Annotated in this window: 18 protein-coding genes; 12 read left to right on the plus strand and 6 right to left on the minus strand. The window is 71.9% G+C overall.

What is annotated here, in order from left to right; genetic code table 11:
• Positions 1-95 precede the first annotated feature (95 nt).
• From MTO99_RS03745 to MTO99_RS03770, 6 genes are all read right to left on the minus strand, one after another.
• Entirely contained in the window at positions 96-929 is an 834-nt protein-coding gene (locus MTO99_RS03745) for an ABC transporter permease (protein WP_243557067.1), read from the minus strand.
• Positions 926-1,948 (minus strand): ABC transporter ATP-binding protein, encoded by a 1,023-nt coding sequence (locus MTO99_RS03750; protein WP_243557068.1) that lies wholly within the window; start codon positions 1,946-1,948, stop codon positions 926-928. The genes MTO99_RS03745 and MTO99_RS03750 overlap by 4 nt, the downstream gene beginning before the upstream one ends.
• A 44-nt stretch (positions 1,949-1,992) precedes the next feature.
• Positions 1,993-2,886, minus strand: coding sequence for a permease prefix domain 1-containing protein (locus MTO99_RS03755; RefSeq protein WP_243557070.1), 894 nt, complete (start codon positions 2,884-2,886; stop codon positions 1,993-1,995).
• A gap of 13 nt (positions 2,887-2,899) precedes the next feature.
• Positions 2,900-3,259 (minus strand): PadR family transcriptional regulator, encoded by a 360-nt coding sequence (locus MTO99_RS03760; protein WP_243557072.1) that lies wholly within the window; start codon positions 3,257-3,259, stop codon positions 2,900-2,902.
• A gap of 126 nt (positions 3,260-3,385) precedes the next feature.
• Positions 3,386-3,808, minus strand: coding sequence for a DUF4870 domain-containing protein (locus tag MTO99_RS03765; protein ID WP_243557074.1), 423 nt, complete (start codon positions 3,806-3,808; stop codon positions 3,386-3,388).
• Between the two features lie 98 nt (positions 3,809-3,906).
• Positions 3,907-4,335, minus strand: coding sequence for a DUF4870 domain-containing protein (locus tag MTO99_RS03770; RefSeq protein WP_243557075.1), 429 nt, complete (start codon positions 4,333-4,335; stop codon positions 3,907-3,909).
• A gap of 182 nt (positions 4,336-4,517) precedes the next feature.
• On the opposite strand from MTO99_RS03770, the gene hrcA reads away from it, so the two are divergent.
• From hrcA to MTO99_RS03830, 12 genes are all read left to right on the plus strand, one after another.
• Positions 4,518-5,540, plus strand: a complete 1,023-nt coding sequence (hrcA, locus tag MTO99_RS03775) for a heat-inducible transcriptional repressor HrcA (RefSeq protein ID WP_243557076.1) — start codon at positions 4,518-4,520, stop codon at positions 5,538-5,540.
• A gap of 43 nt (positions 5,541-5,583) precedes the next feature.
• Positions 5,584-6,684, plus strand: a complete 1,101-nt coding sequence (gene dnaJ, locus MTO99_RS03780; protein ID WP_243557077.1) for a molecular chaperone DnaJ — start codon at positions 5,584-5,586, stop codon at positions 6,682-6,684.
• Positions 6,685-6,705: 21 nt separating this feature from the next.
• Positions 6,706-7,440, plus strand: a complete 735-nt coding sequence (locus tag MTO99_RS03785) for a 16S rRNA (uracil(1498)-N(3))-methyltransferase (RefSeq protein ID WP_243557078.1) — start codon at positions 6,706-6,708, stop codon at positions 7,438-7,440.
• A 26-nt stretch (positions 7,441-7,466) separates the two neighbouring features.
• On the plus strand, positions 7,467-7,829 hold the full coding sequence (locus MTO99_RS03790; RefSeq protein ID WP_243557079.1) for an HIT domain-containing protein: 363 nt from the start codon (positions 7,467-7,469) through the stop codon (positions 7,827-7,829).
• Between the two features lie 70 nt (positions 7,830-7,899).
• Positions 7,900-8,916: a PhoH family protein gene (locus tag MTO99_RS03795; protein ID WP_243558940.1), complete on the plus strand. Its 1,017-nt coding sequence runs from the start codon at positions 7,900-7,902 to the stop codon at positions 8,914-8,916.
• Positions 8,917-8,968: 52 nt separating this feature from the next.
• On the plus strand, positions 8,969-9,430 hold the full coding sequence (ybeY, locus tag MTO99_RS03800) for an rRNA maturation RNase YbeY (protein ID WP_243557080.1): 462 nt from the start codon (positions 8,969-8,971) through the stop codon (positions 9,428-9,430).
• 2 nt (positions 9,431-9,432) lie between these two features.
• Positions 9,433-10,746: a hemolysin family protein gene (locus tag MTO99_RS03805; protein ID WP_243557081.1), complete on the plus strand. Its 1,314-nt coding sequence runs from the start codon at positions 9,433-9,435 to the stop codon at positions 10,744-10,746.
• Positions 10,739-11,632: a GTPase Era gene (gene era / locus MTO99_RS03810; RefSeq protein ID WP_243557083.1), complete on the plus strand. Its 894-nt coding sequence runs from the start codon at positions 10,739-10,741 to the stop codon at positions 11,630-11,632. The genes MTO99_RS03805 and era overlap by 8 nt, the downstream gene beginning before the upstream one ends.
• A gap of 106 nt (positions 11,633-11,738) precedes the next feature.
• Positions 11,739-12,953 carry a sensor histidine kinase gene (locus MTO99_RS03815; protein WP_243557085.1) on the plus strand — a complete coding sequence of 405 codons (1,215 nt, stop codon included), beginning with the start codon at positions 11,739-11,741 and terminating at the stop codon, positions 12,951-12,953.
• Positions 12,950-13,615 (plus strand): response regulator, encoded by a 666-nt coding sequence (locus MTO99_RS03820; RefSeq protein WP_256461033.1) that lies wholly within the window; start codon positions 12,950-12,952, stop codon positions 13,613-13,615. Before MTO99_RS03815 ends, MTO99_RS03820 begins: the two co-directional genes overlap by 4 nt.
• 87 nt (positions 13,616-13,702) lie before the next feature.
• On the plus strand, positions 13,703-14,464 hold the full coding sequence (locus MTO99_RS03825; protein WP_243557087.1) for an ABC transporter ATP-binding protein: 762 nt from the start codon (positions 13,703-13,705) through the stop codon (positions 14,462-14,464).
• A complete protein-coding gene (locus MTO99_RS03830) occupies positions 14,461-15,858 on the plus strand; it encodes an ABC transporter permease (protein WP_243557089.1) in 1,398 nt (465 codons plus the stop codon). The genes MTO99_RS03825 and MTO99_RS03830 overlap by 4 nt, the downstream gene beginning before the upstream one ends.
• Positions 15,859-15,910 lie beyond the last annotated feature (52 nt).

Raw genomic sequence — 15,910 nt, forward strand, 5'->3', positions numbered from 1 at the left:
GAGGTGGCGCAGCGGGGGCCGAACTGGCGCAGAGGGACGGACCGGGGCACGCAGCAGGCGGCCGGCACCACGCAGCGGGCGGCGTGGCGGTGCCGTCAGGCCGAGCGCTGGTAGCTGCGCAGCGACGACACGGCCCAGACGAACGAGGCGGCGGCGAGCAGCGCGAGCAGCAGCATCCGGCCGGCGACGAGCAGCCCGTCGCCCGAGCCGTCGAACGCCGTGCCGTCGAGCCCGGCGCGCCCGGCCTCGACGGCCCAGGTGAGCGGGTTCCATGCCGCGACCGCCGCGATCCAGTCGGGCAGCAGGTCGGCGGGCATCATCGTGGTCGACAGGAACGTGGCCGGCAGCACCACCGTCTGCGAGAGCCCGATGAGCGCGACCTGGTTCCGGGTGGTGAGCGCGACAGCGCTCGACATCGAGCAGAACGCGGCGGCGAGCAGCGTCGCCGCGGCGAGGGCGAGCAGGATGCCGGGCAGCCCGCCCGGGTAGCGGGCTCCGCCGAGCCATCCGATGCCGAGCACGATCGCCGACTGCGCGAGGTTGATCACGAGCTGCTGCAGCAGCTGACCCGTGATGATCGCCGTGCGCGAGATCGGTGCGGTCAGCAGCTGATCCATGACGCCCGAGCGGATGTCGTCGATGTACCCGGTGCCGGCCCACGCGCCCGAGTAGAGCACGGTCATCATGAGCACGCCCGGCACCAGGTACGCCAGGTAGCCGGCGTCGCCGAACGCGGGGAACGCGCCGAGCGACGCGAACACCTGCCCGAACAGCAGGATCCAGATGATCGGCTGGATGAGGCTCATGACCGGGCCCCAAGCCTGCCTGGCGGTGCCCACCATCCATCGGCGGAACACCTGGCCGGTCTGGGTGGACCACCCGGCGTCGCGCACGGGGGCGGACGCGGGGGATGCGATGGTCGCGCTCATGCGGCGACTCCCTCCTGGTCGGACGCGGCGTCGGCGACGCCCGCGTCGAAGCTGTGTCCGACGTGGTGCAGGTACACGTCGTCGAGGGTGGGCGCCGACACGGATGCCGCGCCGAAGGCGACCCCGCCGGCGGTGAGCGCGGTGATGACGGCGGGCAGCGCCGCGGTCGCGTCGTCGACGCGGGCGGTGACGGACCCCGCGGTGCCCTGCGTCTCGACGACCACGTCGTGCAGGCCGGGAACGCCGTCGATCGCGCGGCGGACCGCCGTGGCATCCGGTTCGACGAGCGTGACGCGCAGCGTCTCGCCGCGCAGCCCCGCCTTCAGCGCAGCCGCCGTGCCCGACACCACCTCGACGCCGTGATCGATGATGACGAGCCGGTCGGCGAGGCGGTCGGCCTCTTCGAGGTAGTGGGTGGTGAGCACGACGGTGAGCGCGTCCTCGGCGGACAGCCTGCGGATCTCGGCCCACATCGCGGCCCGCGATTCGGGGTCGAGTCCGGTCGTCGGTTCGTCGAGGAACAGCACCGAGGGGCGGTGCACGAGCGCCGCGGCGACGTCGAGCCGTCGGCGCATGCCGCCCGAGAACCGGGCGACGGTGCGGCCGCGCGCGTCGTCGAGGCCGAACTCGTGCAGCAGGCGTCGTGCGCGGTCGCGGGCATCGGCGGCCGGGATGCCTCGCAGCCGCGCCGCGAGCACCAGGTTCTCCTCGGCGGTGAGCAGCGGATCGGTGCCCGTGCCCTGCGAGACGTACCCGATGCGCCGACGCACCGCCGCCGGATCGCGCGTGACGTCGATACCGGCCACGGTGGCGGTGCCCGAGGTGGGCCGGGCGAGCGTGGTCAGGATCTTCGTGGTGGTCGACTTGCCGGCGCCGTTCGGGCCGAGCAGGCCGGTGACCAGGCCGGCGGGCAGGTCGAGGTCGAGGCCGCGCAGCGCGTGCACCGGCGGCTTGCCGCGCCCGACCCGGTACGTCTTGGTGAGCGCCGCCGCCGTGATGGCAGGGGAGGAGGAGGTCATGTCGGAATCCTTCGGAACGGTGGCTGAACGGTGGGCGCCGCGCCTCAGCGCTTCGCCGGGAAGAGCATGCGGGCGAGCGTGACGAACATCACGACGAGGGCAGCCGGGAAGGCGAGCAGCGCCCACCACCAGCCGACCGTGAGCCCGAGCACGATGAACGCGACGAGGGCGGTGGTCCAGATCGCCGCGGAGTAGATGCCGAAGCGGGCGGCGCTGGCCGGGTCGTGGTCGAAGTGGTTCGCGACGACCTGGCTGCGCTGGATCTCACGCACCCACGCCTTGTGGCGGTTGGTCTGCGTCGCGCCGAGGAAGGCGAACAGCACCGCGGCGCCGGCCACGAGCAGGGCAGGAACGAACGCGACCCACACGGGGATCGCGCCGATCACGATGAGCGCGGTGAGCCCGAGCCCGAGCACGGTGACTCCGGCGCCGAGCCCGTAGCCTGCGGCGCGGGGCTGCGGCATCGGATGGTTCGTCGTCGTCTCCTGCTGGAGCGAGTCGGCGACGATCCAGAAGACGGCGGTCGAGAGCAGGCCCGCCATGCCGAGCGCGGCGACGGGTTCGGCGGCCGTGGCTCCCGAACCCAGCACGACGCCGAACACGAGCGCCGCGGCGCCGATCGCGGCCGCGACGGTGACGCGCACGACGAACGCCGGCTTCGGGCGCACGCGGTAGCGCGCGTGCAACAGCTCGGCGCTGGGTCGCACGGCCGGCGGCGCCGTCGCGATCGACTCGGCCTCGACGAGGGCGTGGATGTCGCCGAGTTCGCGGATCGCGCGATGCGCAGCATCCTGCGGCGGTATGCCGGCGGCCTCGAGCTCGGCGACCCGCGCGACCAGGTTCGAGCGCATCTCTTCCTTCAGGTCTTGCACGTCGGGCGTCGACGCGATGCCCGCGAACGCCTCGTCGAGCAGGCGGTGGATGTTGTCGGTGGCCATCATTCGGAGCCTTTCAGTCGCTCGTCTCGAGCAGGGAGTCGATGATCGTGCGGGTGGCGACCCACGCGGTGACGTTGCGCCGGTACACCGATCTGCCCGCGTCGGTGATGCGGTAGTACTTGCGACGCCCGCCCTGCGTCTCGTCGCCCCAGTACGACTCGACGAGCCCGTCGCGTTCGAGGCGGCGGTAGGTGGCGTACAGGGTCGCCTCCTTGATCTCGTAGCGACCGCCCGTGGCATCGCGGATCGTCTTGTAGATCTCGAAGCCGTAGCGGTCGCCGCGGCGCAGGACGCCGAGGACGATCGTGTCGGTGTGACCGCGCAGCAGGTCGGCGGCGAACGCGTCGTCGACGGGCACGGTGTGGTCTGTCATGACAAGTACTGTATCTGATCAACTACTAAACCTGCAAGACACACGCAGGAGCGCCCCGGACATGACGAAGCCCGCCGGCCCGATGGCACGGGCGGGCGGGCTTCGGTCAGGCCGTAGCCGGGCGGATCAGCTCACGAACTTGATCGCCACCGGGTAGACGTACGGCTGGCCCTGGTTGGCCTTCACCGCGGCGATGATGCCGAACACGATCGACGCGACCCAGGCCGCGGCCAGCAGCAGGAACCCGATCAGCACGAACGCGAGGACCCAGCCGACCACGTAGGCGATCAGCAGCGTGATCTGGAAGTTCAGCGCGGTCGCCGAGTGCCCGCGGATGAACGGGCCCTTGTCCTTCAGGACGAGGTAGCCGATCAGCGCCGGCAGGAACCCGAACAGGATGCCGCCGATGTGGATCAGCGTCGCCCACAGCTTCTCGTCGGACGGGCTCAGCGGCTGGCTCTGCTGGTAGGGGTTTCCGGGCGGCGGGCCGGCCGGCGGGGTCGGAGGGCCGGGCGGAGGCGGCGGGGTCGGAGGCGTTGCGTCTGACATGAGGCTCCTTCGGGATGCCCGCATTCGCGGGGGTACATCGCCATAGTTCCAGAGCGGCACGCCGGGGGGAAGACCTCCGCCCGGCGTGCCGGGCCGGATTACTTGATGAGTCGCACGGCGAACGGGTAGCGGTAGTGCTGCCCGTCCTTGGCGCGCAGGTACGCGATGATCGAGAACACGACGCCGAGGATCCACGGCACCCAGATCAGGAAGCTGAGCAGGGCGCCGAACCCGAACGTCACGATCGTGATGACGGTCACGAGGACCCAGAGGGCGACCGCGCCGATCGTGAGCGTGATCTGGAAGTTCAGCGCCTCCTTGGCCTCGGTGTCGGTGAAACGGCCGCGGTCCTTGAAGACGAGCCAGATGATGAGCGACGGCAGGAAGCCGAGGATCCCGCCCAGGTGGGCGAGCGAGCCCCACTGCACGTCCTGCTCGGGCGTGAGGGGAGCGGCGGGCTGCGCGTACTGACCGGGCGCGGCCGGGGCCGGCGCGTCGGGGTCGGATGCGGGGTTCTGGTCGGACATGGGGTGCCTTTCAGGCTGCGAGGTGAGCCGCCGGGGGAGCGGCGTCCGCGCCGGTCCTCGGCGGCGAACGGTGCAAAGCTAGCGCCGCGCCGGGGAATGCGGCAACGGTGCAGACGCTGAACGTCGCGATAGGATTGGCACTCAGGAACGTCGAGTGCCAATCCGTCGGAACGGGAGGACGCATGGTCTCCGAACGAGGTCTCGCGGTGCTGCGCGCCATCGTGCAGGACTACGTCGCCTCACGTGAGCCCGTCGGCTCCAAGGCGATCGTCGAGCGGCACGCGTTCGGCGTGTCGGCCGCGACGATCCGCAACGACATGGCGATCCTCGAAGAGGAAGAGCTCATCGCCGCCCCGCACACCTCGTCGGGGCGGATCCCGACCGACAAGGGCTACCGGGTGTTCGTCGACCAGCTCTCCGAGCTGCGACCGATGAGCCAGGCCCAGCGCCACGCCATCGAGACCTTCCTCGGCGAGGCCGGCGACCTCGACGAACTGCTGAGCCGCACCGTGCGGCTCATCGCGCAGCTCACGAACCAGCTCGCCGTGGTGCAGGTGCCGAGCTTCCACAGCGCGCGGGTGCGCCATGTCGAACTCGTCCAGCTCGCCCCGACGCGGGTGCTGTGCATCCTCATCACCGACGCCGGCCAGGTCGAGCAACGGCTCGCCGAACTCGCCGACGACGTCGACGAGGCGACGCTCGGCGACCTGCGCGTCCGGCTCAACCGCGTCGCCGCGGGCCTCACCATGAGCGATGCGGCCGCCGTGCTCTCGGGCGAGATCGAGGGCGCCGACCCCCGGCACGCCGCGGTGCTGCACACGCTCGCCCTGACGCTGGCCGAGCAGGCGCGGGCGCAGCGGGGCGAACGCCTCGTGGTCGCCGGCGCCGCCAACCTGGTGCGCACCGAGCAGGACTTCTCCGGCTCGATCCTCGACGTCATCGAGGCGATCGAAGAGCAGGTGGTGCTGCTGCGCCTCTTCGGCGAGATGGCGGCCGACCCGCACGGCATCGCGGTGCGCATCGGCCGCGAGAACGCGCCGTTCGGGCTGCCCGAGGCATCCGTCGTCTCCACCTCGTTCGCCGTCCCCGGACGCGACATCTCGCGACTCGGCGTCGTCGGCCCCACCCGGATGGACTACTCCGCCAGCATGGCGGCCGTTCGCGCCGTCGCGCGCTATCTGTCGCGCGCCCTCGGCGAGCACTGACCCGCGGCCCGCGGCCGCATCCGATCGAAAGGAACCGCCCTCCGTGGCAGACCACTACGAGGTCCTCGGCGTCTCGCGCGACGCCACCCCCGACGAGATCAAGAAGGCGTACCGCCGCCTCGCCCGCGAACTGCACCCCGACGTCAACCCGGGCGCCGAGGCATCCGAACGATTCAAAGAGGTCACGCACGCCTACGACGTGCTGAGCGACCCGAAGCAGCGCCAGCAGTACGACCTGGGCGGCCAGGGCGGGTTCGGCGGCGCGCAGGGCTTCGGCGGGTTCGGCGACATCTTCGAGACGTTCTTCGGCGGCGGCGGCCAGACCCGCGGCCCGCGCAGCCGCCGCGAACGCGGCCAGGACGCGCTGATCCGCGTCGAGGTCGGCCTCGACGAGGTGATCTTCGGCACCCACCGCGACCTCGAGGTCGACACCGCGGTGCTGTGCGAGACGTGCGACGGGTCGTGCTGCCAGCCGGGCACCTCGCCGGTCACCTGCGACATCTGCCACGGAACCGGGCAGATCCAGCGCACGGTGCGGTCGCTGCTCGGCAACGTGATGACCTCGAGCCCCTGCGGCACCTGCCGCGGCTACGGCACCATCATCGCCACGCCCTGCGTGACCTGCCAGGGTCAGGGCCGGGTGCGCGCGCGCCGCACCGTGCCGGTCGACATCCCCGCGGGCGTCGACACGGGGCTGCGCCTGCAGATGCCCGGCTCGGGCGAGGCCGGCCCCGCGGGCGGGCCGAACGGCGACCTCTACCTCGAGATCAAGGTCAAGAACCACGACGTGTTCAGCCGCAACGGCGACGACCTGCTCTGCACCGTCGAGGTGCAGATGACCGACGCGGTGCTCGGCACCACGACGACCATCCCGGCGCTCGACGGCGACGTCGAGGTCGAGCTGAAGCCGGGGCTGCAGGCCGGCGAGGTGATCACGGTGAAGGACCGCGGCGTCACGCGGTTGCGCGGGTCGGGCCGCGGCGACCTGAAGATCGGCGTGCAGGTGGTCACCCCGACCAAGCTCTCGCACAAGGAGCGGCAGCTCATCGAGCAGTTCGCGCAGGCGCACAAGCCGCAGAAGCCGCAGCTCAGCCACTTCCAGCAGGGGCTGTTCGCGCGGCTGCGCGACCGGTTCCTGGGCTGAGCGAGACGATCGGATGCCTCGATGAGCAACCTGTACCTCGATGAGCGGCTCGACGCCGCGGCGATCGCGCCCGGTGCCGTCGTCGAGCTGTCCGGCGACGAGGCGCGGCACGCCGTGACCGTCGCCCGGGTGCGGGTCGGCGAGCGCGTCGCGGTCGGCGACGGCCGCGGCACGATCGTGTCGGGTCCGGTCGCATCGACGGGGCCGCGCGAACTCGTCATCGAGGTCGACGAGGTCGTCTTCGAGGAGCCGCCGGCGGTGCGGCTCACCCTCGTGCAGGCGCTCGCGAAGGGCGACCGCGACGAGCTCGCCGTGCAGGCGGCCACCGAGCTCGGCGTCGACCGGGTCGTGCCGTGGGCCGCCGCGCGCTCGGTGTCGCGCTGGGAGGGGCAGAAGGCGCAGAAGGGCCGGGCCCGGTGGGCCGCGATCGTGCGCGAGGCGACCAAGCAGTCGGTCCGGTCGTATCTCGCCGAGGTCGACGAGCCCGCGACGACGGCCCAGCTCCCGGCGCGCCTCGACGGCCAGCGGATGCTGCTGCTCGAGCCGACCGCAAAGGTCCGCCTCACCGACCTCGAGCCCGACGGACGGGACCTCGCGCTCGTCGTCGGCCCCGAGGGCGGCATCGCCCCGGCCGAGCTCGACCGGCTCGTCGCCGCCGGCGCCGAACCCGTGAGGCTCGGAGCATCCGTGCTGCGCACCTCGACCGCCGGGCCGGCCGCGATCGCGGTGCTGAGCGCCGCGCTCGGCCGGTGGTGAGGGTTCCCTCGCTACGATGGGGTGATATGACCGACACCGCCGACCGGCCCACCGTCTTCGAGCGCATCGCCGCCGGCGAGATCCCCGCGCGGATCGTCGCCGAGACCGAGCGCGTCATCGCGTTCCACGACATCGCGCCGCAGGCGCCGGTGCACGTGGTCGTGACGCCGAAATCGGGCGACTACCGCGATGTCGCCGAGCTCGCCGCGGGCGACCCCGCCCTGCTCGTCGAACTGGTCGAGGTGGCGAAGGGCGTGGCATCCGAGCTCGCCGACGGCGACTACCGACTGATCTTCAACTCCGGCCCCGCGGCCGGCCAGACCGTCTTCCACGTGCACGCCCACGTGCTCGCCGGAGGACTCGAGGAGGGCACGCTTGCCGGCGGCTGAACCCGACCCGGGCGCTGAGCCCGCCACCGAGTCGCCCGACGAGGAGCGGCTGCGCATCGACGGCATCGCGATGGTGCGTCTGCTCGGGCCGCAGGACCGCCTGCTCGCCTCGATCCAGCGCGAGTATCCCGGCGTCACCGTGCACGTGCGCGGCAACGAGATCGCCATCCGCGGCGAGGAGTCCGAGCGCGTGCGCGTGCGGCGCCTCATCGAAGAGCTGCTCGAGCTGGTGCGCAACGGCCAGGACCCGACGCCGACCGAGGTGCGCACCTCGGCGCGCATCCTCGATGCCGACCCGGGTGCGCGCCCGTCCGAGCTGCTCGGCCAGGTCATCGTGTCGAGCCGCGGCAAGTCGATCCGGCCGAAGACCGAGGGCCAGCGCGAGTACGTCGACGCGATCGACGAGCACACCATCGTGTTCGGCATCGGCCCCGCGGGCACCGGCAAGACCTACCTCGCGATGGCGAAGGCCGTGCAGGCGCTGCAGCGCAAAGAGGTGAGCCGCATCATCCTGACCCGCCCGGCCGTCGAGGCCGGCGAGCGGCTCGGGTTCCTGCCGGGCACGCTGACCGACAAGATCGACCCGTACCTGCGGCCGCTCTACGACGCGCTCAACGAGATGATGGACCCCGAGCTGGTGCCGAAGCTCCTCGCGAGCGGCACCGTCGAGGTCGCCCCGCTCGCGTACATGCGCGGTCGCACGCTGAACGACTCGTTCGTGGTGCTCGACGAGGCGCAGAACACCACGCCCGAGCAGATGAAGATGTTCCTCACCCGCCTCGGGTTCGGCTCGAAGATGGTCGTCACCGGCGACATCACCCAGATCGACCTGCCGGGCGGCGCATCGGGCCTGCGGCTCGTGACCCGCATCCTCGACGGCATCGACGACATCCACTTCTCACGGCTCACGAGCGACGACGTCGTGCGGCACTCGCTCGTGGGGCGCATCGTCGACGCCTACACCGAGTACGACCAGCGCACCCAGGCGCAGCGTTTCGAACGCGACCAGGCGCGCGAGTTCGCGAATCGCGCCGAACGACGCGGCCGGATGCCACGCGATCACCAGCCGCCGCGGCCGCGGTCGTGAGCGCGCCACGGAACGACCGCACCGCGACCCCGCCGACCTTCGAGAGGACCAAGTGAGCATCGAGATCAACAACGAGTCGGCGATCGAGGTCGACGAGGCCGCGCTGCAGCGCCTCGCGGTCTACGCCCTCGACACGATGCACGTGCACGCCGACGCCGAACTCGCGATCGTCCTCGTCGACGAGGGCGCGATGGAGCAGCTCCATGTGCAGTGGATGGACGAGCCCGGACCGACCGACGTGCTGAGCTTCCCGATGGACGAGCTGCGCCCCGGCACCGCCGACCAGCCCACGCCGCCCGGGCTGCTCGGCGATGTCGTGCTCTGCCCGCAGGTCGCCGAGGCGCAGGCGAAGACCGCCGGTCACTCCCTGCTCGACGAACTGCTGCTGCTCACCACCCACGGCATCCTGCACCTGCTCGGCTTCGACCACGCCGAGCCCGCGGAGGAGAAGGAGATGTTCGGCATCCAGCGCGACATCCTCGTGGGCTTCGCGATGCAGGAGCGACGCCGCTGACCATGGAGCCCTGGCTCTTCCTCGCCGCCGCCCTCGTGCTGGTGGCGTTCGGCGGCCTGATGGCCGCCGTCGACGCGGCGATCGGCACCCTCTCGCGCGCCGACCTCGTCGAGCTCGCCCTCGAATCGCGGGCCCGCCGATCGCTGCTCGCGATCGCCGACGACACCGGCGCGCACGTGAACGCGGTGAACTTCACCCGCATCATCGCCGAGACGACCGCGGCGGTGCTCGTGACGCTCGCGTTCACGTCGTTCGTCGCCAACGTCTGGTGGGCGCTGCTGTGGTCGGCGCTCATCATGACGGCGGTGTCGTTCGTGCTCGTCGGGGCGAGCCCCCGCAGCGTCGGGCGGGCGCACGCGCGCGGCGTGCTGCGCGCCGCGGCGCCGGTCGTGCGGTTCATCCGGTTGCTGCTCGGCCCCATCGCCAACGCGCTCGTCGCGCTCGGCAACCGGGTGACGCCCTCGCGCGCACGGTACGCGGGGGTGGCGAGCGAAGAGCAACTGCTGAGCATCGTCGACGACGCCACCGAGCACGACGTCCTCGAAGAGGAGGATCGCGAGCTCATCCACTCGATCTTCGAGTTCAACGAGACGGTGGTGCGCGAGGTGATGGTGCCGCGCACCGACATGGTCACGATCGAGTCGACCGCGCACGTGCAGCACGCGATGGCGGTGTTCCTCGGCGCCGGGTACTCGCGCATCCCGGTGGTGGGGCGCGACGCCGACGACGTGATCGGCGTGCTGTACCTGCGCGACCTCGCGAAGGTCGGCTTCGAACGGTCGCTCGACGCCGAGACGCTGACCGTCGGCGAGCTGGTGCGCCCGGCCGCGTACGTCCCCGAGTCGATGAAGGCCGACGCGCTGCTGAAGCGGATGCAGCACGAGTCGAACCACCTCGCGATGGTCGTCGACGAATACGGCGGCATCGCCGGCCTGGTCACCCTCGAAGACCTCATCGAAGAGCTCGTCGGCGACATCTCCGACGAGTACGACCGCGAAGCCGCGCAGGTCGAGCCGCTCGGCGACGGCCGGTTCCGGGTGAACGCGCGACTGCCGATCGACGAGCTCGGCGAACTGTTCGGCATCGAGCTGGAGGACGAGGACGTCGACTCGGCCGGCGGCCTGCTCACCAAAGAGCTCGGCCGGCTGCCGCAGCCCGGCGAACGGGTCGCCGTGTCGGGTCTCGTGCTCGAGGCCGAACGCACCGAGGGCCGGCGCCGCCGGATCTCCACCATCCTCGCCTGGGCCGACCAGGCGCTCATCGACGTGCGCGCGGCCTTCGAGGCCGGCGCCGAGGGGAGGAACGGCCGTGACTGAGTACCGTGCCGGGTTCGTGTCGTTCGTGGGGCGACCGAACGTGGGCAAGTCCACGCTCACCAACGCGCTCGTCGGCGAGAAGGTCGCCATCACGAGTTCGAAGCCGCAGACGACGCGCCGCGCCATCCGCGGCATCGTGCATCGCGAGCACGGCCAGCTCATCCTGGTCGACACGCCGGGGTTGCACCGGCCGCGCACCCTGCTCGGGGAGCGACTGAACACGCTCGTGCAGACCACGCTCGGCGACGTCGACGTGATCGCGTTCTGCGTGCCCGCGAACGAGGCGATCGGCCCGGGCGACCGGTTCATCAACGAGCAGCTCGACGAGTACCCGCGCGCGAAGAAGATCGCGATCGTCACGAAGACGGATGCGACCTCGAAGGCCAAGATCGCCGAGCAGCTGCTCGCGGTGTCGCGGCTGCGCGAGTGGGCGTCGATCATCCCGGTGTCGGCGCCGAAGGGCGAGCAGCTCGAGGTGCTGGTCGACGAGCTGCTCGCGCTCATGCCGCCGTCGGAGCATCCGCTCTACCCGGCGGAGACCCGCACCGACGAGGACGTGACCGAGCGCATCGCCGAGTTCGTGCGCGAGGCCGCCCTCGAGGGGGTCTCCGACGAGCTGCCGCATTCCATCGCGGTCACGGTCGACGACCTCATCGAGCGCGACGACAAGGACCTCGTCGAGGTGTACGCGAACGTGTTCGTCGAGCGCGACAGCCAGAAGGGCATCATCATCGGCAAGGGCGGCGCCCGGCTGAAGGAGGTCGGTGCGACCGCACGCGTCCAGATCGAGCGGCTGCTCGGGCGCAGGGTGTACCTCGCGCTGCACGTCAAGGTCGCGAAGGACTGGCAGCGCGACCCGAAGCAGCTGGGGCGGCTCGGGTTCTGATCGCGAGCGGGCGCGGCGCCCGCTCGGGTGCGCGGCGCGTACATCGAGCGGATGATTCGGGCCGCCGCATGCCGATGACTCCCCGGCCACGACGTACGGTGGATCGGTGCACCCCACCGAACGACTGAGCCGCGGCAAGCTGACGACCGACGTCGTGCTCGCGAGCCTGTTCTCGCTCGTGTCGTTGCCCATCGCGCTGCTCGGCAACTGGGTCGACCTGGTCGCACTGGTGCTGTTCGGCACCGCGCTGGCGGTGCGTCGCCGGTCGCCGGGCTGGTCGCTCGGCATCGCGTGGGCGGCGGCCGTGCTGCAGATGCTCGCGTTGCGCGACCTGCAGCTGTACGACGCGGCGGTGCTGGGCGTGCTGTACTCGACGGCGGCGCACGGCGGCCGCACGGTGAAGTGGCTCGGGCTGGCATCGGCGATCGTCGGCGCGGTCATCGCGACCGGGTACCTCGGCCTCGTGAAGACGTGGTTCGGCAGGTCGTCCGACACCGACCCGACCGGCGGGGTGCTGCAGGTGCTCCTGCTGCTCGGCATCCTGTTCGTCGGCGCGATCTCGGTGCTCGTGCTCGCCTGGACGGCGGGCCTGCTCATGCGGGCCGTGCGCGAGTCGCGCGAGACGCGCCGACGAGAAGAGGTCGCGACCCGCGAGCGCGAACTCGCCGAGTACCGGTACGTGGTCGAGCAGGAGCGCAACCGCATCGCCCGCGACATGCACGACGTGGTGGCGCACTCGCTCGCGGTCGTGATCGCGCAGGCCGACGGTGCGCGGTTCGCCGCGCCATCCCGCCCCGAAGCCGCGGTGGAAGCGCTCGGCACGGTCTCCACGGTCGCGCGGCGCGCGCTCGGCGACGTCCGGCTGCTGCTGGCCGAGTTGCGCCACGCCGAGGGGGAGGCGCCCCAGCCCGTGCTCGACGACCTGGGCGAGCTGATCGCCGAGGTGCGCCGCGCCGGCCTGGACGTGCGGTTCACCGAATCGGGTGAGCGCGTCCCGCTCGGCGCCGGGCACCAGATCGCCGTCTACCGCATCGCGCAGGAGGGACTCACGAACGCGCTGCGGCACGGCGACACGTCGCGCCCGGTCGACATCGAACTCGCCTGGAGCGCGGCGTCGGTGCGCCTGGTCATCGAGAACGCGCTGCGAACGGATGCTCCGACCGATGCCGCGGGATTCCGGCACGGCATCCCCGGCATGCGCGAGCGCGCGCAGCTGAGCGGCGGCGGGCTGCAGGTGGAGGAGACGGCCGGCAGGCGGTTCCGCCTGGTGGCCGAGATCCCCGCGAGTCCCGCGGGCTCGACGACGGGGGCGCCCGCGTGAACCCGATCCGCGTCGCCCTCGTCGACGATCAGGCGCTGTTCCGGGCGGGCATCCGGATGCTGATCGAATCGCAGCCCGACCTCGCGTTCGCGGGCGAAGCGGGCGACGGGGTCGCGGCGGTGCACCTCGTCGCCGAGACGCGACCCGACGTCGTGCTCATGGACGTGCGGATGCCGCAGCTCGACGGCATCGGCGCCACCCAGCGCATCATCGCCGACGCGGACCTGGCGCGCCGCGCCGCACCGCGCATCATCGTGCTCACCACCTTCGACCTCGACGAGAACGCGGCGCGCGCGATCCGCGCCGGGGCGAGCGGGTTCGTGCTGAAGGATGCGGCGCCCGAGTTCCTGCTCGCGGCGATCCGCACCGTGCACCAGGGCAACGCGGTGCTCGCCGCGACGGCGACCCGCGAGCTGTTCGCCCACGTGGGCCGCGGCAACGGCCGCCGCCCGACGCCGGCGGCGTGGGGCGAGCTCACCTCGCGCGAGCGCGAGATCTTCGACCTCGCCGCCCGCGGCCTCTCGAACGCCGAGATCGCCGCGACCGAGTTCGTCAGCGAGGCCACGGTGAAGACCCACGTCAGCCGGGTGCTGCAGAAGCTCGGCCTGCGCGACCGGGTGCAGCTGGTCGTCTTCGCGTACGAGCACGACCTGCCCGCCTGAAGCCGGTGGGCGGGTCATCCGATCGGATGACGCGAACCAGACTGCGGCCGGATGCTCCGCCGAATGCGCGAACGTAGCGTCGGAGGCATGCAGAACACTCCCTCCGAACTCGGACTCATCGCACGCGCCGTCGGCCTCGGCAAGCGGTACGGCACCGGCCAGGGCGCGGTCGTCGCCCTCGACGACGTGTCGATCGGCCTGCGCCGCGGCGAGTTCACCGCGATCATGGGCCCGTCCGGCTCGGGCAAGTCGACCCTCATGCACCTGATGGCCGGCCTCGACACTCCGACGAGCGGCCGGGTGTGGCTCGGCGACACCGACATCACCGAGCTCGGCGACAGCGCCCTCACCGTGCTGCGTCGGCGGCGCATCGGATTCGTCTTCCAGGCGTTCAACCTCGTGCCGACCCTCGACGTGCGCGGCAATATCCTGCTGCCCTTCGAGCTCGACGGCCGCAAGCCCGCCGTCGCCGAGCAGGCGTGGATCGACGAGCTCATCGACACGCTCGGCCTCCGCGCCCGGCTCGGGCACCGCCCGCACGAGCTGTCCGGCGGCCAGCAGCAGCGGGTCGCGATCGCCCGCGCCCTCGCGACCCGCCCCGACCTGGTGTTCGCCGACGAGCCGACCGGCAACCTCGACTCCCGCACCGGCCGCGAGGTGCTGGGCCTGCTCGCTGCGGCGTCGTCGCGGTCGGGCCAGGCGATCGCGATGGTGACCCACGACCCGATCGCCGCGAGCCACGCCGACCGCATCCTGTTCCTCGCCGACGGTCGCATCGTGCGCGACCAGGGCCGGTCGAGCGCCGAGGAGATCTCGTCGTTCATGCTGCAGATGGAGGCGGCGGCGTGAGCCGGGGCATCCGCGACCACCTGCCCACCCTGCTGGTCGCCGCCCTCGCAGCCGGGTTCGGTGTGACGCTGCTGCAGATCACCGGCATCATCACGGCCGTCGTCTCGGCCGACGACGTCATGGGGTCGAGCGAGACGGTGGCGCTCCTGCTGAACCTCCTCGCGATCTCCTTCATCGCGATCGCGGTGTACGTCGCCGCGGTCACGACCGCGAACACGGTCGCCACCGTGGTCGCCGGCCGCACCCGGCTCATCGCGTTGCTGCGGCTCATCGGCTCGTCGGGGCGGGCGCAGCGCGCCGTGATCGCGCGCGAGGGCCTCGCGATCGGGGCGATCGGCGCCGTGATCGGCGCGCTCGTCGGCACCGGTGCGGCCTGGGCGGTCGGCCGGATCTGCGTGGCGACCGACACGATCCCCGAGTTCGACTACGGATATCTCGATCCGGTGCTGCTCGTGCCCATGGCCGCCGTGACGATCACCACCTGGCTGGCCGCGTGGGCGGGTTCGCGCCGCGTGCTCGCGGTGCGCCCGGCCGAGGCGCTGGGCAACGCGGGGGAGTCCTCGGTCGCCGAGGTCGACCGCCGGGTCGGTCGCACCGCTGCGGGCATCGTGCTGATCGTGCTGGGCGCTGCGGCGCTCGCGCTCGGCGTGCTCCTCGGGTTCGTGCACCCCGCCGGGGTGCTCGTCGGCATCGTCGGCGGCATCCTCTCGTTCACCGGCATCGTGCTCGTGGCCGATCGGATCATGCCGCGCGTGCTGCGGGGGGTCGGCCGCATCCTCGGCCCTTCGCCGTCGGCACGCCTCGCGGCCGAGAACGCGGTGCGCCACCCCGAGCGGTCGACGCGCATGACGATCGGCCTGGTCATCGGCGTCACGCTCGTGACGATGTTCGCCGTCACGATGGAGACGTACCGGCAGACGGTGCTGGACGCGCTGAGCGGTCAGGAGCAGCTCAAGGACGCCATCGGGCCCGTCATCGACGGCACCGTCGCGGTCTTCTCCGCGCTGGTCGGATTCAGCGCGGTGATCGCGGGTGTGGGCCTCGTGAACACGCTGTCGATCAGCGTGCTGCAGCGCACGCGCGAGATCGGGCTGCTGCGCGCCCTCGGGTTCGACCGGTCGCAGATCAGGCGGATGATCCTCGCCGAGTCCGCGGCGCTCACGGTCGCCGCGACGCTCACGGGCCTCGTCCTCGGCACGGCGTACGGATGGTTCGGGGCGCAGTCGATGCTCGGGTCGATGACGGGCGAACCGCAGCTCATCGCCCCGGTCGTGCCGTGGGCGATCGTCGGCATCGTCATCCTGGCGGCCCTCGTGCTCACCCTCACGGCATCGATCACGCCCGCCCGGCGGGCGGTGCGCATCTCGCCGGTCGTCGCGCTCGCGGTCGAATAGGGCAGATCCGCGCGACGGGGAGGGGCGTCGGCGGCCGGATGGCTCGGGGGCG

It is taken from the genome of Agromyces larvae (assembly GCF_022811705.1).
In the GTDB taxonomy this organism is placed as follows: Bacteria; Actinomycetota; Actinomycetes; order Actinomycetales; family Microbacteriaceae; genus Agromyces; species Agromyces larvae.

Coding starts and splice junctions, on each gene's coding strand:
- MTO99_RS03785 (WP_243557078.1), top strand. CDS start 6,706: ATGAGCAACCTGTACCTCGATGAGCGGCTCGACGCCGCGGCGATCGCG.
- MTO99_RS03825 (WP_243557087.1), top strand. CDS start 13,703: ATGCAGAACACTCCCTCCGAACTCGGACTCATCGCACGCGCCGTCGGC.
- MTO99_RS03745 (WP_243557067.1), bottom strand. CDS start 929: ATGAGCGCGACCATCGCATCCCCCGCGTCCGCCCCCGTGCGCGACGCC.
- MTO99_RS03790 (WP_243557079.1), top strand. CDS start 7,467: ATGACCGACACCGCCGACCGGCCCACCGTCTTCGAGCGCATCGCCGCC.
- MTO99_RS03770 (WP_243557075.1), bottom strand. CDS start 4,335: ATGTCCGACCAGAACCCCGCATCCGACCCCGACGCGCCGGCCCCGGCC.
- MTO99_RS03750 (WP_243557068.1), bottom strand. CDS start 1,948: ATGACCTCCTCCTCCCCTGCCATCACGGCGGCGGCGCTCACCAAGACG.
- MTO99_RS03795 (WP_243558940.1), top strand. CDS start 7,900: ATGGTGCGTCTGCTCGGGCCGCAGGACCGCCTGCTCGCCTCGATCCAG.
- MTO99_RS03760 (WP_243557072.1), bottom strand. CDS start 3,259: ATGACAGACCACACCGTGCCCGTCGACGACGCGTTCGCCGCCGACCTG.
- hrcA (WP_243557076.1), top strand. CDS start 4,518: ATGGTCTCCGAACGAGGTCTCGCGGTGCTGCGCGCCATCGTGCAGGAC.
- MTO99_RS03805 (WP_243557081.1), top strand. CDS start 9,433: ATGGAGCCCTGGCTCTTCCTCGCCGCCGCCCTCGTGCTGGTGGCGTTC.
- MTO99_RS03755 (WP_243557070.1), bottom strand. CDS start 2,886: ATGGCCACCGACAACATCCACCGCCTGCTCGACGAGGCGTTCGCGGGC.
- MTO99_RS03765 (WP_243557074.1), bottom strand. CDS start 3,808: ATGTCAGACGCAACGCCTCCGACCCCGCCGCCTCCGCCCGGCCCTCCG.